The sequence below is a fragment of the Prosthecobacter sp. genome, from assembly GCF_049294395.1.
In the GTDB taxonomy this organism is placed as follows: Bacteria; Verrucomicrobiota; Verrucomicrobiia; order Verrucomicrobiales; family Verrucomicrobiaceae; genus Prosthecobacter.
Genome location: NZ_JBAQCR010000420.1, coordinates 1 through 20,795 on the forward strand (window position 1 = coordinate 1; position 20,795 = coordinate 20,795).

General features: G+C 61.6%; 26 protein-coding genes. 18 read left to right on the forward strand and 8 right to left on the reverse strand.

What is annotated here, in order from left to right:
• Positions 1-23: 23 nt before the first annotated feature.
• The 6 genes from WAW39_RS28810 to WAW39_RS28835 all read right to left on the reverse strand — a co-directional run bounded on the left by WAW39_RS28810 (position 24) and on the right by WAW39_RS28835 (position 5,569).
• Positions 24-191: a DUF6132 family protein gene (locus WAW39_RS28810; RefSeq protein ID WP_422322968.1), complete on the reverse strand. Its 168-nt coding sequence runs from the start codon at positions 189-191 to the stop codon at positions 24-26.
• 24 nt (positions 192-215) lie between these two features.
• The gene (locus tag WAW39_RS28815) at positions 216-446 is read right to left on the reverse strand and encodes a YgaP family membrane protein (protein ID WP_422322970.1); all 231 of its coding nucleotides are present in this window, start codon (positions 444-446) and stop codon (positions 216-218) included.
• 6 nt (positions 447-452) lie between these two features.
• A complete protein-coding gene (locus WAW39_RS28820) occupies positions 453-3,740 on the reverse strand; it encodes an efflux RND transporter permease subunit (RefSeq protein ID WP_422322972.1) in 3,288 nt (1,095 codons plus the stop codon).
• A complete protein-coding gene (locus WAW39_RS28825) occupies positions 3,737-4,753 on the reverse strand; it encodes an efflux RND transporter periplasmic adaptor subunit (protein ID WP_422322974.1) in 1,017 nt (338 codons plus the stop codon). The genes WAW39_RS28820 and WAW39_RS28825 overlap by 4 nt, the downstream gene beginning before the upstream one ends.
• 71 nt (positions 4,754-4,824) lie before the next feature.
• Entirely contained in the window at positions 4,825-5,031 is a 207-nt protein-coding gene (locus WAW39_RS28830) for a YgaP family membrane protein (protein ID WP_422322976.1), read from the reverse strand.
• 40 nt (positions 5,032-5,071) lie between these two features.
• Entirely contained in the window at positions 5,072-5,569 is a 498-nt protein-coding gene (locus WAW39_RS28835; RefSeq protein ID WP_422322978.1) for a hypothetical protein, read from the reverse strand.
• 68 nt (positions 5,570-5,637) lie between these two features.
• On the opposite strand from WAW39_RS28835, the gene WAW39_RS28840 reads away from it, so the two are divergent.
• From WAW39_RS28840 to WAW39_RS28900, 13 genes are all read left to right on the forward strand, one after another.
• A complete protein-coding gene (locus WAW39_RS28840; protein WP_422322980.1) occupies positions 5,638-5,988 on the forward strand; it encodes an ArsR/SmtB family transcription factor in 351 nt (116 codons plus the stop codon).
• Between the two features lie 48 nt (positions 5,989-6,036).
• Positions 6,037-7,644 (forward strand): bifunctional metallophosphatase/5'-nucleotidase, encoded by a 1,608-nt coding sequence (locus WAW39_RS28845; protein WP_422322982.1) that lies wholly within the window; start codon positions 6,037-6,039, stop codon positions 7,642-7,644.
• A 139-nt stretch (positions 7,645-7,783) separates the two neighbouring features.
• On the forward strand, positions 7,784-8,134 hold the full coding sequence (locus WAW39_RS28850; RefSeq protein ID WP_422322984.1) for an ArsR/SmtB family transcription factor: 351 nt from the start codon (positions 7,784-7,786) through the stop codon (positions 8,132-8,134).
• A 20-nt stretch (positions 8,135-8,154) separates the two neighbouring features.
• Entirely contained in the window at positions 8,155-8,580 is a 426-nt protein-coding gene (locus WAW39_RS28855) for a rhodanese-like domain-containing protein (protein ID WP_422322986.1), read from the forward strand.
• Positions 8,577-9,059 (forward strand): DsrE family protein, encoded by a 483-nt coding sequence (locus WAW39_RS28860; protein WP_422322988.1) that lies wholly within the window; start codon positions 8,577-8,579, stop codon positions 9,057-9,059. The genes WAW39_RS28855 and WAW39_RS28860 overlap by 4 nt, the downstream gene beginning before the upstream one ends.
• A gap of 21 nt (positions 9,060-9,080) precedes the next feature.
• The gene (locus tag WAW39_RS28865; RefSeq protein WP_422322990.1) at positions 9,081-9,602 is read left to right on the forward strand and encodes a YeeE/YedE thiosulfate transporter family protein; all 522 of its coding nucleotides are present in this window, start codon (positions 9,081-9,083) and stop codon (positions 9,600-9,602) included.
• A gap of 4 nt (positions 9,603-9,606) precedes the next feature.
• Positions 9,607-10,182 carry a DUF6691 family protein gene (locus WAW39_RS28870; RefSeq protein WP_422322992.1) on the forward strand — a complete coding sequence of 192 codons (576 nt, stop codon included), beginning with the start codon at positions 9,607-9,609 and terminating at the stop codon, positions 10,180-10,182.
• On the forward strand, positions 10,179-11,849 hold the full coding sequence (locus WAW39_RS28875) for an FAD-dependent oxidoreductase (protein WP_422322994.1): 1,671 nt from the start codon (positions 10,179-10,181) through the stop codon (positions 11,847-11,849). The genes WAW39_RS28870 and WAW39_RS28875 overlap by 4 nt, the downstream gene beginning before the upstream one ends.
• 10 nt (positions 11,850-11,859) lie before the next feature.
• Positions 11,860-12,783, forward strand: coding sequence for an efflux RND transporter periplasmic adaptor subunit (locus WAW39_RS28880; RefSeq protein ID WP_422322996.1), 924 nt, complete (start codon positions 11,860-11,862; stop codon positions 12,781-12,783).
• Positions 12,780-13,994: an ABC transporter permease gene (locus WAW39_RS28885; protein WP_422322998.1), complete on the forward strand. Its 1,215-nt coding sequence runs from the start codon at positions 12,780-12,782 to the stop codon at positions 13,992-13,994. The genes WAW39_RS28880 and WAW39_RS28885 overlap by 4 nt, the downstream gene beginning before the upstream one ends.
• Positions 13,991-14,683, forward strand: a complete 693-nt coding sequence (locus tag WAW39_RS28890) for an ABC transporter ATP-binding protein (protein ID WP_422323000.1) — start codon at positions 13,991-13,993, stop codon at positions 14,681-14,683. Before WAW39_RS28885 ends, WAW39_RS28890 begins: the two co-directional genes overlap by 4 nt.
• Positions 14,684-14,702: 19 nt before the next feature.
• A complete protein-coding gene (locus tag WAW39_RS28895; protein WP_422323002.1) occupies positions 14,703-15,380 on the forward strand; it encodes a class I SAM-dependent methyltransferase in 678 nt (225 codons plus the stop codon).
• 18 nt (positions 15,381-15,398) lie between these two features.
• Entirely contained in the window at positions 15,399-16,136 is a 738-nt protein-coding gene (locus tag WAW39_RS28900; protein WP_422323004.1) for a DUF4405 domain-containing protein, read from the forward strand.
• Positions 16,137-16,168: 32 nt separating this feature from the next.
• Here the strand turns inward: WAW39_RS28900 and trxA are convergent, their stop codons facing one another.
• Entirely contained in the window at positions 16,169-16,627 is a 459-nt protein-coding gene (gene trxA / locus WAW39_RS28905) for a thioredoxin (protein WP_422323006.1), read from the reverse strand.
• Between the two features lie 85 nt (positions 16,628-16,712).
• On the opposite strand from trxA, the gene sqr reads away from it, so the two are divergent.
• Genes sqr through WAW39_RS28920 form a run of 3 tightly spaced genes read left to right on the forward strand, consistent with a single transcriptional unit; the run spans position 16,713 to position 18,822 of the window.
• The gene (gene sqr / locus WAW39_RS28910; protein WP_422323008.1) at positions 16,713-17,942 is read left to right on the forward strand and encodes a type III sulfide quinone reductase, selenoprotein subtype; all 1,230 of its coding nucleotides are present in this window, start codon (positions 16,713-16,715) and stop codon (positions 17,940-17,942) included.
• A gap of 21 nt (positions 17,943-17,963) precedes the next feature.
• Positions 17,964-18,275, forward strand: a complete 312-nt coding sequence (locus WAW39_RS28915) for a TusE/DsrC/DsvC family sulfur relay protein (protein WP_422323010.1) — start codon at positions 17,964-17,966, stop codon at positions 18,273-18,275.
• A 19-nt stretch (positions 18,276-18,294) separates the two neighbouring features.
• Entirely contained in the window at positions 18,295-18,822 is a 528-nt protein-coding gene (locus WAW39_RS28920) for a DsrE/DsrF/DrsH-like family protein (protein ID WP_300931549.1), read from the forward strand.
• Here the strand turns inward: WAW39_RS28920 and WAW39_RS28925 are convergent, their stop codons facing one another.
• Positions 18,823-19,584: an ABC transporter ATP-binding protein gene (locus tag WAW39_RS28925; protein WP_422323012.1), complete on the reverse strand. Its 762-nt coding sequence runs from the start codon at positions 19,582-19,584 to the stop codon at positions 18,823-18,825. It lies immediately after the preceding gene.
• 83 nt (positions 19,585-19,667) lie between these two features.
• Here WAW39_RS28925 and WAW39_RS28930 point away from each other — a divergent pair, with 83 nt between their 5' ends.
• Together WAW39_RS28930 and WAW39_RS28935 are read left to right on the forward strand one after the other, a co-directional pair.
• Positions 19,668-20,441, forward strand: a complete 774-nt coding sequence (locus WAW39_RS28930; RefSeq protein WP_422323014.1) for a metallophosphoesterase — start codon at positions 19,668-19,670, stop codon at positions 20,439-20,441.
• Between the two features lie 11 nt (positions 20,442-20,452).
• On the forward strand, positions 20,453-20,795 hold a 343-nt coding region (locus tag WAW39_RS28935; protein ID WP_422323016.1), incomplete at its 3' end, for a hypothetical protein.

Sequence of the window (20,795 nt, forward strand, 5' to 3'; positions counted from 1 at the left end):
ACACTGCGGCGTGGCCTGTCCGGTTAGCGCCCCGAGCCAAGCGCCATCAGCAGACCCATCACACTGCCGTAGATGGCTCCGCGCCACCACGTCGAGGTAAGCGGGCAGGTGCCTGAACTGCACTGGCCAAAGTAGCCCAATGCCGAGCCAATGGCGGCACCGATGGCGATGGGAATGAGAAAGCGTGACATGGAAATATGAATGGAGTTTTGGAATCAGCAGCACTTGCCGCCTCCGCAGCAGCCACCACCTTTACCATTGCCTCCTTTGCCGCAGGTGCTGATGCCGAAGGGGGCATAGAGGGGGCAGAAGCGGATGAATGCGGTGAGCAGAGGGACGGCACCGAGGGCTCCCAGCCAGGTGTGATTGACGATGCCGTAGGCGATGAGGCCGAGGCCAACGATGACGCGCAGGGCGCGGTCCACGGTTCCGATGTTGGGTTTCATAGTGTTTTAGGCTTTGGGTTCAGGATGAGAATGCTTGTTGGCCATGAAGTAGAGCACCGGCACGGCCATGCGGCTGATGAAGAGGCTGGCGATCTCCCCGGCCATGAGCGCGATGGCGAGGCCTTGGAAGATGGGATCGGCAAGGATCACCGCCGCACCCACGACCACGGCCATGGCGGTCAGCAGCATGGGGCGGAAGCGCACGGCTCCCGCGTCGATCACGGCCTCGCTCAGCGGCATGCCCTCCTGAATGCGCAGCTCGATGAAATCGACCAGGATGATGGAGTTTCGCACCACGATACCACCACCTGCCATGAAGCCGATCATGCTGGTGGCGGTGAAAAACGCGTCCATAAGACCATGCGCAGGCAGAATGCCGACGAGCGAGAACGGAATGGCGATCATCACGATGGCAGGCGTGATGAAGCTGCGGAACCAGCCAACCATGAGCACGTAGATGAGGATCAAACACGCACCGAAAGCGGCGCCGAGATCACGGAAGACCTCGATAGTGATGTGCCACTCGCCATCCCATTTCAGCGCGGGTTCGGCATCGCTGAAGGGCATGGAGGCATTGAGGATCTGCAGTTCCGCGCCGCTGCCGCCGAACTCGCGTGTGTCAAGTTTCTTGAGCGCCTCATTCATCTTGAAAATGGCGTACACAGGGCTTTCAACCACGCCGGCCACATCGCCAATGACGTAGGTCACGGGCATCAGGTTCTTGTGATAGAGGCTCTTCTCCACGGTGACGTGCTCCACCTTCACCAGCTCACGCAAGGGCACGAGGGGGGAACCGGAGGCACCGGGTTCGGGCAAGGCATTGGCATCTCCAGAGCGCACGCGCAGCGCGAGCAACTCCTCCGGCGTGGTCTTCGCGGAACGTGGCAGTTCCAGGCGGATGTTCACGTCCTCCTTCTCTTCAGGCTGATGCAGCAGATCGACCGTCTCTCCATCCACGGCGATTTTGAGTGTCTGTGAAATTGTGGCGGCGCTGATGCCGTGCAGCGCGGCCTTTTCCTTGTCGATGACGAAGCGCGCCTTCTGCTGGTCGGCCTCGATGTACCAATCGACATCGACCACACCCGGCGTGGACTTGAAAATGTTCTTCACCGCTTCGGCGAGTTTCAGACGGTCGGCTTCATTCGGCCCATAAATCTCGGCGACGAGCGTTTGCAGCACCGGCGGTCCCGGCGGCACTTCAGCAATGGCCACACGTGCGCCATAGCGTGCCGCGATGGCGGCAACGGCCGGGCGCACCCGTTTGGCAATGTCATGGCTCTGCGCCTTGCGTTCATGCTTGCCGACGAGGTTCACCTGAATGTCCGCCACGTTGGCGCCACGGCGCATGAAGTAGTGGCGCACCAGGCCGTTGAAATTGTAAGGCGAGGCGACGCCGGCATAGATTTGGTAGTCGGTGACTTCAGGCTCCGTGCGGATCGCTGCCGCCATCTCCCGCGCCACGGCGGTCGTCTGCTCCAGCGAAGTACCTTCCGGCATGTTCAGGATGACCTGAAACTCGCTCTTGTTATCAAACGGCAGCATCTTCACCTTTACCCAGCCGAGGCCGACCGTCGCCATGGCCCCGAGCAGCAGCACGGTGATGCCGACGAGGAACATCCAGCGCCAGCCGGTGTGATGAATCAGCGGGCCCATCATGCGGCGGTACAGCTTGGTGAAGAAATCTTCCGCGTGCTCAGACGCGAGATGCTTGTGGCCGTCATCCACCGCGACGCCTTCCGTCAGTTTCGAATACTTGCCACCCCAGCGCAGAATGCGGATGGAAGCCCAGGGCGTGACGATGAACGCGATGAGCAGCGACCAGAACATCGCCGCGCTGGCACCGATCGGAATCGGCCGCATGTAGGGCCCCATGAGACCGCCGACAAAAGCCATCGGCAGCACGGCGGCGATCACGGCAAAGGTCGCGAGGATGGTGGGATTGCCCACTTCACCCACGGCTTCGACGGCGATTTTTGACCAGTCCCGTCCCTTGTTCTGCGGCAGGTGGAAATGACGCACGATGTTTTCCACCACGACGATCGCGTCATCCACCAGGATGCCGATGCTGAAGATCAGCGCGAAGAGGGTGATGCGATTCAGCGTGAAGCCGTAGAGGTAAAAAACGAGCAGCGTCAGCGCCAGCGTGGCCGGGATGGCAACGGCGACGATGCCGCTCTCCCGCCAGCCGAGTGTCAGCCAGATCAGGATGGCCACGCTGAAAACAGCGATGCCCATGTGCAGCAGCAGTTCATTCGACTTCTCCGATGCGGTCTCGCCGTAGTTGCGCGTCACGCTCACGGTGACATCGGCGGGAATGATCGAGCCCTTGAGCAGGTCCACCTTGCGAATCACTTCGTCAGCCACGGAGATGGCATTTGCCCCGGGGCGTTTGGCGATGCTGAGCGTGACGGCAGGTTCTTCGTCCGTCTTGGTGCCATGAAGTACGTACTGCACGGCCTCCTCGCCGCCATCATGGATCTCGGCCACTTCGCGCAGATACACCGGTCTGCCGCCGAACACGCCCACGACCACATCGCCCACATCGTGCGCGGTTTTCAGGAAGGCCCCGGTTTCCACGAGCACCTCGTTGTTGCCGGTGGTCAGGCCGCCTGCGCGAAACTGCCGGTTGGCCTGCTGCAGCATGGGCACCAGGCCCGCAGGACTGAGATTGCGCGAGGCCAGCTTCACGGGATCAAGCATCACCCGCACCGCACGGCGCGCGCCGCCCAGCAGATTTGTTTCCGCCACCAGCGGCACCTGTTTGACGGATTCATCCACCTGGGCCGCCAGCCGACGCAGGGTGAGGTGGTCATAGCGTGCGCTGTGGAAGGTGAGCGCGAGGATTGGCACATCATCAATGCTTTTCGGCTTGATCAGCGGCGGTGTGACTCCCATCGGAATGCGGTCGAAGTTCGCGCGCAGTTTCTCGGTGATCTTCACCAGGCTGCGCTCGGGGTCCTCGCCCACTTTGAAGCGCACGATGACCAGGCTCTCGCTGTCGCGTGAGGTGCTGTAGAGGTACTCCACCCCGGCCACCTCCCACAGCAGCTTTTCCATCGGCCGCGTGGCACGTTCTTCGATCTCCTTCGCGGATGAGCCGGGCATGGACACCATGACATCGACCATCGGCACCTTGATCTGCGGCTCCTCTTCACGTGGCAGCAGCACGATGGCCGCCGCGCCAAGAATGACGGAGGCGATGATGACCAGCGGGGTCAGTTTGGAGTCAATGAACATCGCGGCGATGCGGCCGGCGACGCCCAGGTTCTCAGAATGATTGGAAGGTTCGCTCATGGCTGGATCGTCACGGGTTGGCCATCGGCGAGTTTGCTGACATCACTGATCACGACCTGCTCGCCTTCTTCGAGGCCGGACAGCACTTCGATGCTGCCATTGATCGCCTTGCCCGTTTTTACGAGGCGCAGGTTGGCATGCCCTTCTTTGACAACAAAAATCAGCTCCATCTGTCCGCGCTTGATCACGCTGGCCCTGGGAACCATCAGCAGCTGCATTTCCGCCATCGGCACGGCCACACGGCCAAACTGGCCGGTGCGCAGCCCCTCCGCCGCCGGCAGATCCAGCTTCACCTGAAACGTGCGGCTCACGGGATCGGCCACCGGTGCGATCTCACTCACCGTGGCATCGAGCGGCTTCGCCACGGAAGCGATCTTCACCTGCATCTTCGCCCCCATGGTGATGCGGTCCAGAATGGCTTCGGGCAGATCAGCTTCAAAGCGCAGCGTGGTCGGCGCTTCCATTTCGAGCAGGTGCTTGCCCGGCATGGCCAGATCACCCACGTCGGCGAGCTTGCGTGTCACCACGCCATCAAAGGGCGCAGTCACGCGAGCGTAGCCCATCATCGTTTCGGCTTCATGAACACCCGCAGTGGCCACTTTGACACGCGCATCAGCCGCATCGAAGTCCTGCCGCGTGGTGGCATTGCTGGCGACGAGTTCCTTCTGCCGCGCAAAGTCACGCTGAGCCTGATCGAGCAACGCCTTGGCCTGATCCACCTTGGCCTGAATTTCCTGGTTTTCCAGGAGAGCGAGCAAGTCCCCCGCCTTCACCGCCGCGCCGGGCGTGGCGGTGTATTCCAGCACACGCCCGCTGATCTTGGCCTCCACCTGAGCGCGCAATTTGGAGCGCACCGTGCCGACGACTTCTTCGGCCGCCACATGCGGCTGCAGCCGGGCCACCTGCACTTTCACCGTGACGCTGGGCAGGGTTGTCGTGGCGGGAGGGGCGGCCTCATGCCTGCCACAGGCGGCAAGGGCGAGCAGTACGCTGAAGGAGAGAAATCGTTTCATGACGGTCATAAAAAGCGGGGCTGGATTCTTGTTCAGGCTAACAGAAGCAGGCTGTGCAGCGCTCCTCTTATTTAGTGTTTTCCGCAGCAGGAACCGCCCACGCCGAGTTTCTTAAGAATCGTTTCAGCAGGGCAGAAGCCGGTGAAGGCGGACTGCAGCAGATTCGCGCCAACGAAGGCGGTGAGCCAGAGCCAGTTCGGATTCACAAAATGGCTGAGGGCCAGGCTGACGAGGATCATGGTGCCGGCGAGGGCGCGGATGGCGTTTTCGAGTTTCATGGTGAGAGTGTGTGTGGTTGAGTTTTGGGTGGGGGCAAATTTAGCGGGTGACGGCGTCATGCTTTTTGTCGTGCTCGCTCCACCCATGTGCGGCAAAGGCAGAAACGACCTTGGCATGATTCTGAGCAATTTTGACGGCGTTTGCTGTGCGTCCTTTGACTGTCATGCGCACGCCCTTGGCCGTAGGCGTGAATTCGTGGTCCATATCCGTATAGTGGTCGCAGTATTCGGCAAAGGCCGGATCCCAGCGGCGCACGCTCAGCCCATCCGCAAGCCGCGTCTGCATCTGCCCGACATGCTTTTTCAAAGCGGCGGCCACCTTCGGATCATCGCTTTCCGTGACGGCGGTGTAGCCGTCGGCGGTGAACTTCACCTCGCGGCGGATGCTGGCGTGATTGTCAAAAAGGGTGTGGATCTGCTCGCGTGCCTCAGGCGGCATCCCGCGCCCACCGCCCTGCTGGGCGCAGGAGGGCAGCACCGCGAGCGTGCTGAACAGAGTGCAGATGAACAGGACCCCGAAGGTTGAATTTGTTTCCATGATGTTTCTTTGTTTGACTATATGAGTCTATACGCATATAAACACTCAGCGCAAACAATTTTTCCGCCATGTCCGCCCACAGCCAGAAAAAACACCACACCGTCTCCGATGAGGCGCTCGGCATGGTCGCCTCATGGTTCCGCACGCTCTCCGAGCCCAGCCGCCTGAAAATCCTGCGCACGCTGGAGAAGGGCGAGAAAAGCATCTCTGAAATCGTCGAGGCCAGCGGCCTCTCCCAGGCAAACGTCTCCCGCCACGCCCAGACTCTCGTCGATGCCGGCATCGTGGGACGCCGCCGCGAGGGGTTGACAGTGATTTGCTTCATCGCCGACCCCGGCATCACCAAGCTGTGTGACAACGTCTGCAACAACCTCCTGAAGCGCCTCACCCATCAGGTGAAGGGGCTCGGCGGTTCGTGATTGATGAGACAGTCACGCATTTCATTTCGATAAATCCCCCCCCTCTGCATGCAACAACACACGACTCCCTCCTCCACACTGACGCGCCGAAAAATGTGCGGCGCGACTCTCGCGGCACTGGCATCCGCTTCTTTTTCACGCGCCGGGACGCCATCCGCCGAAAAGAAAATCACCCTCGCGTTTTTCGCCGACATCCACGGCCAGCTGGAAGAACACCCGGAAATGTACTGGGCTGGCGGCAAGGATGAAATCGTCACCGCCGGAGGAGTGGCGCGTATCGCGAAACTCATGCGCGAGATCCGCGCCGCCAATCCCGAGGGCACCATCACGCTTGACCTTGGCGACACCATCCAGGGCTCCGGACATGTCGCGATGAGCGAGGGCGTCACCATGGTGGATCCCATCAATGCCCTGAAACTCGACTACTGGCTGCCTGGAAACTGGGAGGTGATCTTTGGCAAAAAGGTGCTGCTGAACATCAGCAAGAAGCTCACGGCTCCGGCGGTCGTCGCCAACATGCGTGATGAGGACACGCAGCAGCGCCTGTTCAAGCCTTACGTCATTCACAACGCTGCCGGACTGAAAGTCGCCCTCATCGGTTTCACCGATCCGGATGTCCCGATGCGTCAGCCCCCGTCCTTCAGCAAAGGCATTCACTATGAAGAGACAGACATACTTCAGCCGCTGGTGGACGAGGCAAAAAAAGAGGGTCAGGCCGATCTCGTGGTACTGATGACCCACATTGGCCTGCCCAAAGCCATTGCTTTGGCGGAAACCCTGAAAGGTGTCGATGTCATTCTTTCCGCTGACACCCACGAACGCACGGAAGAGGCGGTGATCCGAGGCAGCACCTGGGTGGTGGAAGCAGGGGCCTTCGGCTCTCATCTGGGAAAGCTGGAAATCTTCGTTCAGGATGGCAGGATCACACGGCGGGACTGGAATCTCATCGAACTCCGCGCCAGCCACTATGAGGAGGATGCCGCTGTGAAGGAACTGGTGGAAAAATCCCTCGCGCCTTATCGCGACAATCTGAACCGCGTCATTGGCAGCACCCAGTCACCGCTGTTCCGCTACGCGCCGGTGGAGACGCCTGCGGACGCCGTGCTTGCCGATGCGCTGCGCGCGGCAGGCGGCACCGAGATCGCGCTCTCCAACGGATTCCGGTTCGCCTACCCCATTCCCGTGGGGAACATCACTGAAAACGACTTGTGGAACTACTACCCGATCAACTCACGGCTGAAGACCGGCAAGGTCAGCGGCACGCAGTTGCAGCAGTTCTTCGAGCGTGAGCTTGAAAACGTCTTCTCCAAGAATACGAAGCGCCTTTTCGGCGGCTGGGTGCCACGAACATCCGGACTCACTTTCAGCTTCCATGCCGGCAGGCCTGAAGGCCGGCGCATCAGCGACATGCGGATCAACGGCCAGCCGGTGCAGGCGGACCGGCTCTACACCCTCACCTCCTGTGAACGCGAAGGCGATGTGGAAAGCACCGTCTGCCGCATGCGCGATGTGCTGGATGTCAAAGTGCTCGATGTGGACGCACACCAGGCGGTGCGCCGCTATTTGAAGGAGCACTCCCCCGTCATCATGGGCCAGCCCGGCCGGATCGTTTCGCTGGACATCTCTCCGGCCGTCCGCAGCCAGTTTATCAACTGACCATGCACCTTTTCACCACACTTCAAAGCACGCCAAAGGCCAAGGTTTTGGTGGACGGAACCACTCTCATGCTGTTCCAGTTACGCAACTATATGCGTAAACATTCATATAGATTCAACGTGTAAACATTCCATCCCCCATGGCCTCACGCACCAAAAAATCCCTGCCACCGGTCTCCGAGGAGGCCCTCACTTTGATCGCCTCCTGGTTCCGCACGCTCTCCGAACCCAGCCGCCTGAAAATTCTGCGCGCACTGGAAGAGGGCGAAAAGAACATCACCGAACTCGTCACCGCCACCGGCCTGACGCAGGCGAATGTCTCGCGCCATGTGCAGTCACTGGTGGACGCGGGGATGGTCGGCCGCCGCCGTGAAGGCCTGACCGCGATCTGCTTCATCGCCGATCCGAGCATCACCGAACTGTGCGACAACGTCTGCAACAACCTCCTCAAACGTCTCTCTCAACAGGTGAAAAAACTCGGCGGTGCCTGAGCAGCCTGTTTCATCCCCCCATGCCCCTTCGAAATATGATCTGGACCTTTGTTATTCTCATCGCCGTCATCGTCGGCTGGTACTGGTATGAAGGAGACTGGGACCGCCGTCTCTTCAAAGCGGCCCCCGGCTCCGTGTGCGCCAACCTCAATGCCGGCCAGGCCAATGCGTGGCTGCGCGACCACCCCGAGACGCAGGTGCTGGACGTGCGCTCCTCCGGCGAATTTGAAGGCGGCGCGCTGCCCCGCGCGGTGAACATCTCCATCGGCGACGCAGCCTTCGAAACCAAGGTGGCCGCGCTTAACAAGGACAAGCCCGTGCTGGTGTATTGCGCCGGCGGCTTTCGCAGCCGCAAGGCCGTGATCGTCCTGAAACAGCTCGGCTTTCGCAACATCCAGCACATCCACCGCGGCTACATGTCGTGGCAACCCGAATCCCAACCATGAAACACCTGCTCTACACCCTCCTCGCCCTTACCGTCTCCACCTCTGCCGCCGAACCGGAAGTCATTCCGATCCAGGTGCGCGAGAACCTGCGCATCGTTTATCAGGTCACCGATGACGTGGCCCACGACGGCGTAAACAAGGGCCTCTTCTACGCCCGCAAACTCATCAACACCTATGAGAAACACGGCATCGCCGCAGACCAGGTGCACCTGCATCTCGTCTATCACGGCACCGGCATCGCCGCCGTGGTGAATGATGCAGCCCGCAAACGCCTCGGCGTGGATGCGGCCAACCCGAACGGCGAGTTCCTTGCGGAACTCATCAAGCGCGGCGTGCAGGTGGAGTTGTGTGAAAACACGATGCAGCAGAAAGGCGTGAAGCCCACCGAACTGATGCCCGGCGTCAAACTCGTCGTGGGCGCCTTCCCGCGTCTGATCGATCTGCAGCTGCAAGGCTTCGCCTACATCAAGTTTGAATAACCTTTCTTCTCTCCGCCAACCATGAAAACTCACCGCTGGAATCCCTACCTCGTTGGCGCGCTGATCGGCGTGCTGAGCATCCTCACCTTTACGCTGGCTGACAAGCCCATTGGCATCTCCACCGGCATCGCGCAGGCTTCTGGCGCGTGTGCACTGCCCGTGCTGGGCGCGGATGGCGTGGCGGCCAACACATACTGGGCCAAAAAAGCGGTGCCTGCCTGGGACTACGGCAGCCTGTTTGTGCTCGGCTCCTTTTTCGGCGCTCTGGCCAGTGCGCTGGTGAGCGGCAGCTTCAAGCTGGAGAGCGTGCCGACCATCTGGCGCGAGCGTTTTGGCCCGTCCGTTGGCAAACGATTCCTCGCCGCTTTCCTCGGCGGCGTGGTCCTCATCTTCGGCGCACGGCTGGCGGATGGCTGCACCAGCGGCCACGGCATCAGTGGTTCGCTGCAGCTCGCCGTGAGCAGCTGGACCTTCTTCATCGCCATGTTCATCAGCGGCATCGTCACCGCCTTCCTCTTCTTCCGCAGCACCTCCAAATCCTGATCTCATGCAAACATTTCCCGCCTTCATCACCGGCTCCAGTCTGCTCTGGGCCGGGCTGCTCTTTGGTTTCATCTTTGGCGTGCTGCTGCATCGCGGCGGCGTCACGGACTTCAATGTCATCGTGAAGCAGTTTCTGTTTCGTGACTTCACCGTGCTCAAGGTCATGTTCACCGCCATCGTCGTGGGTGGCGTGGGCCTGTTCATCCTGCACGGTCAGGAGCTGTCCAACTGGCACATCAAGCCCGCCCACATGCTCGCGGTCATCCTTGGCGCGCTGCTCTTTGGCATCGGCATGGTGATCTACGGCTACTGCCCCGGCACAGGCATCGCAGCCATTGCGACCGGCAAGCTGGATGCGCTCGTGGGCTTCCTGGGAATGCTCGTCGGCGCAGCAGCTTATGCGCTGTGCTACGACTGGATCGCCGCGAACATCCTGCCAGTGGCCGATCTCGGTAAAAAGCGCCTGCCTGAACTCTCCACGCTGCCGGAATGGGTGTGGTATGCGGGGCTGGTGGTCATGGCGGCCGTAGTCTTCGCGCTCGTCGCACGTTTTGAAAAAACCCAATCCAAATCCTCATGAAGCCCCAACGTCTGGTCATCATCGGAGGTGTCGCCGGTGGTGCCAGTGCCGCCGCACGTGCACGCCGCCTTTCCGAGACCTGTGAAGTCACCGTGCTGGAGCGCGGCCCCCACGTCTCCTTTGCCAACTGCGGCCTGCCTTACTTCGTCGGCGGTGAGATCCCGAATGAGGAGGATCTGCTGGTGCAAACTCCAAAGAGCCTGCACGCGCGATTCAACCTCGACGTGCGTGTGCACAGCGAGGTCGTGTCGATTGATCGCGAGGCCAAAGTGGTGAACGTCCGCGAGCTGACGAATGGCCGCGAATACGCCCTTCCCTACGACGCACTTGTCATTTCCACGGGTGCCGCACCGCTGACCCCGCCGATTCCCGGCATCCAGCGCGAGGGCCATTTCGTGGTGCGCAGCGTGCCTGACGTGGTGCGGATCAAATCATGGATGAGCGAGACCGAGGACACCCGGGCCGTGGTGGTCGGCGGCGGTTACATCGGTCTGGAAATGGCGGAGCAGCTCGTCCGCCACGGCGGCGTCTCCGTGACGCTCGTCGAAGCACTGCCGCAGGTCATGGCACCGCTCGACCCCGAGATGGCCGCGTGGCTGCATCTGGAGCTCAAGCAGCATGGCGTCGAACTTTGCACCGGCAGCGCCGTGGCCGCCTTTGAAGCACCGACCGATGCCGAGCCCGCCCGAGCCTCCGTGGTGGTGCTCAAAGATGGCCGCCGTCTGCCTGCGGATGTCGTCGTGCTCGGCATGGGCGTGAAACCTGAGAGCGCCCTGGCCAAGGCCGCAGGTCTGGAGATCGGCGATCGCGGTGGCATCCGCGTGAATGAGCGCATGCAGACAAGCGATCCGGCGATCTATGCCGTCGGCGATGTCGTGGAAGTGCGCGATGTCATCACCGGGGAGTGGAGCCTGATCCCGCTGGCCGGTCCGGCGAACCGCCAGGGCCGTATCGCTGCGGACAACATCATGGGCCGCAGTTCCGCCTACCACGGCACGCAGGGTACCGCCGTGCTGCGTCTCTTTGGCCTCACCGCAGGCTGCACCGGCGCGAATGAAAAGACGCTGCGTGCCGCTGGCAGAAACTACCAGGCGCTGCATCTGCACCCGATGTCTCATGCAGGCTATTATCCCGGCGCGGAACCCATCGCGATGAAGGTGCTCTTTGATGCAGGCACGGGCAAGCTGCTCGGCGCTCAGGCTGTGGGCCGCGATGGCGTGGACAAGCGCCTCGACGTCCTGGCCACCGCGCTCAAAGCCGGCATGACCATGGATGATCTCGCCGAGCTGGAGCTCGCCTATGCGCCGCCGTTTGGCTCCGCCAAAGATCCCGTGAATCTCGCCGGCATGGCCGCGCAAAACGTGCTCGCCGGAGATGTGGCGCTCGCGCAGTGGCATGAGATTGCCACGCTTGATCCTGACAATTCCCTCGTGCTGGACGTGCGCAGGGCGGACGAGCGCGCCAAGGGCTGCATCCCCGGCTCCATGCACATCCCGCTGGATGAGCTGCGCGGACGCCTGGGCGAACTGCCAAAGGACAAGGAGATCATTGCCTCCTGCCAGAGCGGTCAGCGCAGCTACTTCGCATGCCGCCTGCTCGTGCAGCATGGCTTCAAAGTGCGCAACCTCGCCGGCTCATGGCGCACCTTCAGCACCGCAACCCGCTGATACGAACTTTATGAAAAACACCTTCCTGCGTCGTCTCCTGCCCTGGTTTGCAGTCATCGCCGTGGTCGGAACGGCGTTCTACAAGTTCAAGGTGGTTCCAAAGCCCGTCGAGGAGCCCAAGCTGAGTCAAGACAGCATCACGCATGAGGTGATGGGCACCGGCACGCTGGAAGCGCGCGTGAAGACGACGGTGAGCTCACGCATTCAAGAGCGTCTGGCGGAGGTGCTGGTGGATCAGGGAGATGCGGTGAAAGCCGGGCAGCTGCTCGCCCGGCTCGATGACGCGGAGATTAAGCAGCAGGTGGCCATCGCGGAAGCGACTTTGGCAGCGGCGCGGCAGACAGCGGCGCGAGTGAGCGCGGATCTGGCACGCTCGGAGGCGGTGCTGGCGCAGGCCCGGCTCGATCACAAGCGCATGACCGGACTGCGAACCTCCAACGCTGTTTCCCAGACGGACGAGGACAAGGCTTCGGAAGCGCTGCATGTGGCGGAGGCTGATCTGAACCGCTCGAACGCGACCATCGCCGAGGCGCAGGCCCAGGTGCTGGTGGCGGAAAAGACGCTGCTGTACCGCAAGGAGCAGATGGCCTTCACGGAAATTCGCGCACCTTACGACGGGCTCATCATCCGGCGCACTCGCGAGCCGGGCGACATGCTCGTGCCAGGGGGCTCACTGATGGAACTTATCTCGCTGGAAGAAATCTGGGTGAGTGCGTGGGTCGATGAAACGGCCATTTCGAAAATCGCGCCCGGCCAGAAGGCGCGCATCGTTTTCCGTTCCGAAAGCGGCAAGGACTACCCCGGCGTGGTCTCCCGCATCGGCCGCGAGACAGACCGCGAGACGCGCGAGTTTCTCGTCGATGTACGCGTCAATGAACTGCCAAAGAAATGGACCATCGGCCAGCGCGCGGAGGTGTTCATTCAAATGCCATGAACCTCGCCGTCCGCGACATCCGGCACAACTCGGGCCGCTTTGTGTTTACCACGCTGGGCATCGGCCTGCTGCTGATGATTGTGATGGGCATGGGCGGCATCTATCGTGGTCTCATCCATGAAGCAACGCTGCTGGTGGACCGTGTGGGCGCGGATCTGTGGGTCGTGCAGGGCGGCACGCGCGGGCCGTTTGCGGAGATCTCGCGGATTTCTGCCAGCCTGGAGGACCGCGTGCGCGCGGTGCCGGGCGTGGCCCAATCACGGCGCTTCGTGTCGCATACGATTCAACGCATGCATCAGGGCAGGCCGCTGCGCATGGTGGTTCAGGGCCTTTCGTGGCCGGAGGATCGCGGCGCGTGGATTCCGCTGGTGGCAGGGCGTGCGCTGCGGCAGGCGCATTATGAAATGATCGCCGATCAGTCACTGCACCTGCCTTTGGGTGAAAAAGTCAGGCTCGGCAAGGATGTCTATGAAGTCGTTGGCCACACGCGCGGCATGGTCGGCACCAGTGGCGACGGACTGACTTTTTTCACTGTGAGCGATGCGCTGGCGATTCAATCTGACGTGCCGGGAGAAGCCGTGCGCCTGGAACGCGCCGCACGGCGTGCACGATTGGAGAGCATCGAGATCGGCCGCCTGCAGCCTCTGCTGCTGGATCGCGCCGCCGGACCTTCCGGCAGCATTCCCGCGCTGTCGAAGCCGCAGGTCAGCGCCGTGCTTGTGACCTTGCAGCCTGGCGCGGATGCCACAGCCGTTCGTGCCACGCTCGGCAACTGGCCGGACATCTCGGTTTTCTCCACTCAGGAGCAAAAGGACCTGCTGCTCTCCGGCATGGTGGACAAGGCGAAGCGTCAGCTCGGCCTTTTCCGAGTTCTCCTGATCATCATTTCGACGATCATCATCGCGCTGATCATCTACACGCTCACGCTCGACAAAATTCGCGACATCGCCCTGCTGAAGCTCATTGGCGCCCGCAATGGAGTCATCGGCGGCCTCATTCTGCAGCAGTCGCTTCTCATGGGCGCTTTTGGTTATGCGCTGGCATGGGTCATCGGGCAGTTCACGTTTCCGCACTTTCCGCGTCTCGTCGTCGTGGAGCCGTCAGACCTCATTTCACTCGGCTTCATCGTCCTCGTCATCTCCACACTCGCCAGCCTGCTCGGCATTTGGAAAGCCCTGCGCGTGGAGCCCAACACCGTCCTCTCCGCATGAGCGCTCCCGCCGTCGAAGTCCAGCATCTGCGCAAAGTGTATGGCAGCGGCCACACCGAAGTCGTCGCCATCCGCGATGCCTCGCTGACCATCGCACGCGGAGAGATCGTCGGCATGCTCGGCCCCAGCGGCTCCGGCAAGTCCACCATTCTCACCGCCATGGCGCTGATCAATCCTCCCACATCAGGACTGGTGATGATCGGTGGCGCGGCCGTGCTTGATGGTCCGAAGGCGCTCGTCGATCTGCGCGCCTTTCGCCGCCAGCATCTTGGGTTCGTGTTTCAAAAGGCCAACCTCATCCCCTTTCTCACCGCATTGGAAAACGTGCAGGTCGCCCTCGAAGTCAACGACACCGCCCCGAAGGCCGCTCGCGCACGCGCGATGGAACTGCTCGACTACCTCGGTGTCGGCGAGCGAGCCGGCAACCTGCCCGTCGCCCTCTCCGGTGGCGAGCAGCAGCGTGTCGCCGTGGCCCGTGCGCTGGCCAACAACCCCAGCCTCATCCTCGCCGACGAACCCACTGCCGCGCTCGACAGCCAGCGCGGACGCCAGGTGATGGAACTCTTTGCCAAAGTCGCCCACGAGCGCAACGCGGGTGTCCTCGTTGTGACTCACGATCACCGCACGCTCGATGTCTTTGACCGCATCGTGGATGTGGAAGATGGCATGATCCATGAGCGATCTCTTTGACTCCACCCCTCCAATCTTCATGAAACGCATCCTCCCGCTCCTTTGCCTTCTCGTCACGACCTCCTTCGCGCAAGACGCGAGCGTGAAGCCCGGCATCAACGACAAGTTCCTCGATCCCAAGCTCAAGGTCGGTGAGTGGACACAGAAGTTTGAAACCGAGAGCCGCGAGATCTACCACCAGCGGGCGAAGATCGCCGCTGCGGTCGGTTTGAAGCCCGGCATGGCCATGGCGGACATCGGCGCGGGCACGGGGCTCTTCACGCTGCCGTTTTCACAGGCGGTCGGGGAGAGTGGCAAAGTGTATGCGGTCGATATCGCGAAGAACTTCCTCGAACACATCCAGGCCCGCGCCACGAAGGCCCATGCGGCGAATGTGCAGACGATTCAGTGCACCGGGCGCAGCGTCGAACTCCCGGAGGCCAGCGTCGAGCTCGCGTTCATTTGCGATGTGTATCACCATTTCGAGTTCCCGCAGGCCAGCCTCGCCACGCTGCACAAAGCACTGAAGCCCGGAGGCGTGCTGGTGCTGATTGACTTCAAACGCATCCCCGGTGAAAGCAGCGATTTCGTGATGGGCCACGTCCGCGCCGGACAGGAAGTTTTCGAAGCCGAGATCACCGCCGCCGGTTTTGAAAAAATCGACGAGGTGAAGGACGTGCTGAAGGAAAACTACTTCGTGAAGTTTCGGCGGAAGTAAACAGTTCACCACACTGACATGAGCCGGGGCCCTTTCAATTTGCTCATCGACCTGCTGGCAGCCGCCTGCCTGCTGGCGATGGTGGCCACGGGCTATGTACTGCGCTTTCCGCTGCCGCCAGCCACGAACCGCACGCATGAGCTGTGGGGGCTGTCGCGGCATGAGTGGGGCACCATTCATTCCTGGGCCAGCCTTGTTCTGCTGCTGGTCCTTGTCATTCATCTGGTGCTTCACTGGGATTGGATCGTCACCATGATCCGCCATCGCTTCACTTGTTTTCAAGGCGGTGGTGCAAACGGTGGAAAGCACGCCGGACTGCTGACGCTGGCCGTGCTCTTCATCCTGGCCGGTTTGTTTGCCCTGGCGACCCATCTCGGCGTGCGGGAAAGAGAGGTACCGCTGCATCCGCTCAACGAACCGCCGGACCATGCCGCCTCCGTCACTGCCAGCCCCCGCATGGGCAAGGTCGATTTCTGGAAGGAAATCATGCCTGTGTTTCAAGCATCCTGCATCAGGTGTCATGGACCAACGCGGCAGACCTCCGGCTTCCGCGCTGACCTGCGTGAGGATTTCTTCTCATCTCGAAATGGCGCGCCACTGGTCGTGCCGGGCGACGCAGCCGGAAGCCGGCTCCTCAACATTATCTCTGGAACGCAGCCATCCATGAAGGCTGCGGCGGCGCACCAGCTGCCAGCCGGTGAAATTCTGCTGCTCAAGACATGGGTCGAGTCAGGAGCCGACTGGCCAGCCAGATAGCGGATGACCAGTCTTGAAAAAACAAGGAGAAGTCACTGGCTCCGCATCCACGCCAGCAGACGCTCCGCCGGTTGAAAGCCGGTGGTTTGTGAGACCAGCCTGCCGTCTTTGATCAGCGCAAAGGCGGGAATGCCCTGAACGCGGAACTGGCCGGCGATGTCCTGCCTCTCGTCGGTGTTCACTTTGACGAGGATCGCCGCGCCTGCGGCCTTGGCGGCGGCTTTGGCAAATTCCGGAGCCATCATCTGGCAGGGGCCGCACCAGGGGGCCCAAAAATCAACGACGACGGGCAGCGTACTGTGCGTGATGAGGGCGGCGAAGTCGGCCGCACTCGTGATCTCGACAGGTGCGGACACATGAGGCAGTTCCGCCTTGCAGGTGCCGCAGCGGCCCTGCTGCGCGGCTTTGGCGTAGGCGATGCGGTTGGCAGTGCCGCAGGCGGGACAGGTCAGGATGATGCCGCGTTCATCGGCGGTCAGGTGTGAGCTCATAAAAGACAAGATTGGGTGGACATTAATTATTGTATATACGCATACACGCATATAGAGTTACTGCAACTCAACCTTCCAATTCTCCATGAGCAAGCACCTTCTCATTCTCGGCGGCGGCACTGCGGGCACGATCATGGCCAACAACCTGCGCAGGCGCCTGCCTGCCTCCGAATGGAGCATGACGGTGGTGGACCGCTCGGACAGGCATCTCTACCAGCCGGGGCTGCTCTTTCTGCCCTTCGGCAAGTATGAGGAGAGCGAGATCATCCGCAAGACCCGCGACTTCATCCCGGAAGGAGTCGAGTTCATGCAGGCGGAGGTGGATCAAATCATTCCCGAAGATCATGCCGTGACGATCAAGGACGGGCGCACGCTGAAATACGATCTGCTGATCGTCGCCACCGGCTGCCGCACGGCACCGGAGGAGACGGCAGGCATGCTGGGCCCCAAGTGGCGGGTGAACGTGTACGATTTCTACACGCTGGATGGCTCACGCGCGCTGCGCGAGAAGCTCAAAACCTTCACCGGCGGGCGTGTGGTGGTGCATATCAATGAGATGCCGATCAAGTGCCCCGTGGCCCCGCTGGAATTCACCTTCCTGGCAGACACTTTCTTCCGCGAGCAGGGCATCCGTGACAAAGTCACGCTGACCTACGTCACGCCGCTGTCCGGGGCGTTCACCAAACCGAAAGCATCGAAAAAACTGGGGCATCTGCTCGGGGACAAAGGCATCGAACTGGTGACCGATTTTGTGGCGGAGAAGGTGGATCAGGAAAACAACAAACTGGTGTGCTTTGACGGCCGCGAGGTGCCCTATGACCTGCTCGTCACCACACCGACGAACATGGGGGACGAAGCCGTGCGCCGCTCCGCCCTGGGGGATGACCTGGATTTCATCGCCACGCAAAAGCACACGCTACAGTCCGTGGAGTACAAGGACGTCTTCATCATCGGCGATGCGACGAACCTGCCCGCATCCAAGGCAGGCTCCGTGGCCCATTTTGAAAGCGAGACTCTGGCGGACAACATTCTACTGCACATCGCCGGCAAGCCGCTCAAGGAGGAGTTTGACGGACACTCCAACTGCTTCATTGAATCCGGCAACGGCAAGGCGCTGCTGATTGATTTCAATTACGAATACGAGCCGCATGAAGGGCCGTTTCCCTTCGCCTTCGGCCCCATGCGGCTGCTGGAAGAAAGCCGCGTGAACCACTGGGGCAAGCTGGCCTTCCGCCACATCTACTGGAACGTCCTGCTCCGCGGCTGGCCTCTGCCGGGCATCAGCCGGCAGAAAAAGAAGCCGGCCGAAGCGTAATGATCAACCACACCAACCATCATGAAAAAGACCATCGCAGGAACTGAAATCGACGTGAACGAGGAAGGCTACCTCACCGACGCCTCCCAGTGGAATGAAGCCATCGCCGCAGCCATAGCCTCGGAGGAAGGAATTGGCGCGCTGACGGACGCCCACATGAAGGTGGTGCGCTACCTGCGCGAGCAGCAGGCCAAAGGTGCCGCCCTGACCATCCGCAGCATGGGCAAAAGCGGCGTGGTGACGACGAAGGAGCTCTACGATCTCTTCCCCGGCGGCCCGCTGAAGAAGTCCTCCAAAATTGCCGGCATTCCCAAGCCCGTCGGCTGCATTTAATCCCCCATCTCTTCCGATCATGAGCACCCCAGACGACAAACAACCCGTGAAGAAGATGTCCATCATCGTGAGCCGCGGCTCGTTGGATGGCATCTACCCCGCGCTGATCATGGCCAACGGCGCGCGCATGGAAGGCATCGAGGCCTCTCTGTTCTTCACCTTCTTCGGCCTGAATGCTCTGGCCAACAAGACATTGGACCATCTGAAAGTCTCCACCGTGGGCAATGCTGCCCTGAACATGGCCATGCCGATGCTTGGCCTGCCAATCACGATGCCCTTCCCCACGGTGATGGGCGCCATCCCCGGCGTGTCCGCCTTTGCCACGCACCTCATGAACAAGGAGATGGAGAAGCTCGACATCCCGCCCGTGCGCGAATTCCTCGAACTCATCTCCGACTCCGGCGGCAAGATCTTCGCCTGCAAGCTGGCGATGGACATGTTCAAGCTGAAGAAGGAAGACCTGATGGACCGCGTGGACGACGTGCTGACCGTGGGCCAGTTTTACGAGGAGTCCGCCGGTGCGGGGACGCACATCCTTTTCACCTGATCACCACTGCAGGGTGGACACGTCCACCCGCGTGGCGTTGCGGCTTTCCTTGACGATGTGCCCGTCGGAGAGATGCAGGACGCGGTCGGCCATGGCGGACATGGCGGCGTTGTGGGTGATGACGACGGTCAGGGTGCCGAGCTCACGGTTGATGCGTTCGATGGCTTCCAGCACGGTGATGCCGGTGGTCACATCGAGAGCACCGGTGGGTTCGTCACACAGCAGCACCTCGGGTTTTTTCGCGATGGCCCGGGCGATGGCCACGCGCTGCTGCTCGCCGCCGCTGAGCTGGGAGGGGAAATGATCCAGGCGGTGGCTCAGGCCCACCCGGTCCAGCGCATCCTCCGGCTTCATGGGGTCCGGGGCGATGTCGGTGATGAGGGCCACGTTTTCGCGGGCGGTGAGGCTGGGGATGAGATTGTAGAATTGAAACACGAAGCCCACGCAGTTGCGGCGGAATTGTGTCAATGTGCGCTCGCCGCCGCCGGAGAGGTCCCAGCCTTTGTAGCGCAGGGTGCCGGTGGTGGGGATGTCCAGCCCGCCGAGAATGTTCAGCAGGGTGGACTTGCCGCTGCCGGACGCGCCCAGCAGCACCACCAGCTCACCGGGGTGGAAATCGAGATCGACACCCTGAAGCGCCACCACATTGAGATCGCCGGTCTGGTACACTTTGCGCAGCCCACGGGCCGCAAAGATGGGCTGAACACCCTCAACGTATGGCTGGCCGGGGTTCTTGGTGCTGGACTGCAGGGTGGGTGGCATTCCCACACCTTGCATGGCGAAAGGGATTGTGCCAACACGATGATCGGTGGTTGCGTCCGGCTCTCATCGCGCAAGATTGGACGATGCCCATTTTGGCCAGCGACGACACTCCCGACATTCATACGTCAAGAGTCCAACTCCCCACACGTGAACGCAGCTGCGGGCGCACTCTGGTCATTGGTGACATCCACGGCTGCTCGACCGCGTTTGACCTCATGCTGCAGGAGCTGGCCCCGCAGAAAGACGACGTGATCGTCACCCTGGGCGACTACGTGGACCGCGGCCCGGACACCCGCGGCGTGCTGGACCGTCTGCTGGAACTGGAAAAAAGCGTCCAGCTCGTCCCGCTGCTCGGCAATCATGAGATCCTCATGCTCGATGCCCGCAGCCAGCTGATTGATCCCGGTTCATGGTATGGCGTCGGCGGCAGGCAGACCATGCAGTCCTACGGCGTCATGGACCTCCCGGACTGGAACGCCATCCCGCAGGAGCACTGGGACTTCCTGAGCCAGCGCCTGCGCCGCTGGCATATGAACGACACGCATATCTTTGCCCATGCGAATGTGAACGCCATGCTGCCCATGGAGGATCAAAGCGACGACTGGCTGTTCTGGCGGCGCTTTGATGATTCCCACCCGCATTTCTCGGGCAAGACGCAGGTGTGCGGCCACACCGCCCAGAAGAGCGGACTGCCCCTCATTCTGCCGGGCCGCATCTGCCTCGACACCTGGGCCTATGGGGAGGGCTGGCTCACTTCGCTGGATACCGGCACGCAAACCCTGCTGCAGACCAATCAGCGTGGTGAGGCACGTCGTTACAGCTTCGACGAGGTGCGCATGCTCACCGAAAAAGCGTGACCTCCCCCGCCATGACTCGCGCGCGCTGGATCCTCTCTGCTGCCACACTCTTCGCGCTCTGGCTTGTCGGTGCGCTGGTGTGCCTGCCGCACCTGCAGCAGGATCTGGAAACGGCCGCGCGGGAGGAGCTCTCGCAGCAGCCCGCCTTGCGCAAACGCCTTGGCGGACTGCACCTGGAGTTCGACGGCCAAAAGGCACGCCTCACCGGCAGCGTGCGCACCCCGGAGGACCGCAGCCTGATCGAAACCACCGTGCGCGATCAGGTGCGCCTGCCCGCACCGCTTTCCTTCGGCCTCGGGCGTTCCCTCAATCCGGTCGGTGGTCTGCTGAGCGAGGTCGAGGTCATTCCCAGCC

Excerpts from the sequence above, each read along its gene's own strand:
- WAW39_RS28810 (WP_422322968.1), bottom strand. The coding sequence starts at position 191 with ATGTCACGCTTTCTCATTCCCATCGCCATCGGTGCCGCCATTGGCTCG.
- WAW39_RS28815 (WP_422322970.1), bottom strand. The coding sequence starts at position 446 with ATGAAACCCAACATCGGAACCGTGGACCGCGCCCTGCGCGTCATCGTT.
- WAW39_RS28820 (WP_422322972.1), bottom strand. The coding sequence starts at position 3,740 with ATGAGCGAACCTTCCAATCATTCTGAGAACCTGGGCGTCGCCGGCCGC.
- WAW39_RS28825 (WP_422322974.1), bottom strand. The coding sequence starts at position 4,753 with ATGAAACGATTTCTCTCCTTCAGCGTACTGCTCGCCCTTGCCGCCTGT.
- WAW39_RS28830 (WP_422322976.1), bottom strand. The coding sequence starts at position 5,031 with ATGAAACTCGAAAACGCCATCCGCGCCCTCGCCGGCACCATGATCCTC.
- WAW39_RS28835 (WP_422322978.1), bottom strand. The coding sequence starts at position 5,569 with ATGGAAACAAATTCAACCTTCGGGGTCCTGTTCATCTGCACTCTGTTC.
- WAW39_RS28840 (WP_422322980.1), top strand. The coding sequence starts at position 5,638 with ATGTCCGCCCACAGCCAGAAAAAACACCACACCGTCTCCGATGAGGCG.
- WAW39_RS28845 (WP_422322982.1), top strand. The coding sequence starts at position 6,037 with ATGCAACAACACACGACTCCCTCCTCCACACTGACGCGCCGAAAAATG.
- WAW39_RS28850 (WP_422322984.1), top strand. The coding sequence starts at position 7,784 with ATGGCCTCACGCACCAAAAAATCCCTGCCACCGGTCTCCGAGGAGGCC.
- WAW39_RS28855 (WP_422322986.1), top strand. The coding sequence starts at position 8,155 with ATGCCCCTTCGAAATATGATCTGGACCTTTGTTATTCTCATCGCCGTC.
- WAW39_RS28860 (WP_422322988.1), top strand. The coding sequence starts at position 8,577 with ATGAAACACCTGCTCTACACCCTCCTCGCCCTTACCGTCTCCACCTCT.
- WAW39_RS28865 (WP_422322990.1), top strand. The coding sequence starts at position 9,081 with ATGAAAACTCACCGCTGGAATCCCTACCTCGTTGGCGCGCTGATCGGC.
- WAW39_RS28870 (WP_422322992.1), top strand. The coding sequence starts at position 9,607 with ATGCAAACATTTCCCGCCTTCATCACCGGCTCCAGTCTGCTCTGGGCC.
- WAW39_RS28875 (WP_422322994.1), top strand. The coding sequence starts at position 10,179 with ATGAAGCCCCAACGTCTGGTCATCATCGGAGGTGTCGCCGGTGGTGCC.
- WAW39_RS28880 (WP_422322996.1), top strand. The coding sequence starts at position 11,860 with ATGAAAAACACCTTCCTGCGTCGTCTCCTGCCCTGGTTTGCAGTCATC.
- WAW39_RS28885 (WP_422322998.1), top strand. The coding sequence starts at position 12,780 with ATGAACCTCGCCGTCCGCGACATCCGGCACAACTCGGGCCGCTTTGTG.
- WAW39_RS28890 (WP_422323000.1), top strand. The coding sequence starts at position 13,991 with ATGAGCGCTCCCGCCGTCGAAGTCCAGCATCTGCGCAAAGTGTATGGC.
- WAW39_RS28895 (WP_422323002.1), top strand. The coding sequence starts at position 14,703 with ATGAAACGCATCCTCCCGCTCCTTTGCCTTCTCGTCACGACCTCCTTC.
- WAW39_RS28900 (WP_422323004.1), top strand. The coding sequence starts at position 15,399 with ATGAGCCGGGGCCCTTTCAATTTGCTCATCGACCTGCTGGCAGCCGCC.
- trxA (WP_422323006.1), bottom strand. The coding sequence starts at position 16,627 with ATGAGCTCACACCTGACCGCCGATGAACGCGGCATCATCCTGACCTGT.
- sqr (WP_422323008.1), top strand. The coding sequence starts at position 16,713 with ATGAGCAAGCACCTTCTCATTCTCGGCGGCGGCACTGCGGGCACGATC.
- WAW39_RS28915 (WP_422323010.1), top strand. The coding sequence starts at position 17,964 with ATGAAAAAGACCATCGCAGGAACTGAAATCGACGTGAACGAGGAAGGC.
- WAW39_RS28920 (WP_300931549.1), top strand. The coding sequence starts at position 18,295 with ATGAGCACCCCAGACGACAAACAACCCGTGAAGAAGATGTCCATCATC.
- WAW39_RS28925 (WP_422323012.1), bottom strand. The coding sequence starts at position 19,584 with ATGCCACCCACCCTGCAGTCCAGCACCAAGAACCCCGGCCAGCCATAC.
- WAW39_RS28930 (WP_422323014.1), top strand. The coding sequence starts at position 19,668 with ATGCCCATTTTGGCCAGCGACGACACTCCCGACATTCATACGTCAAGA.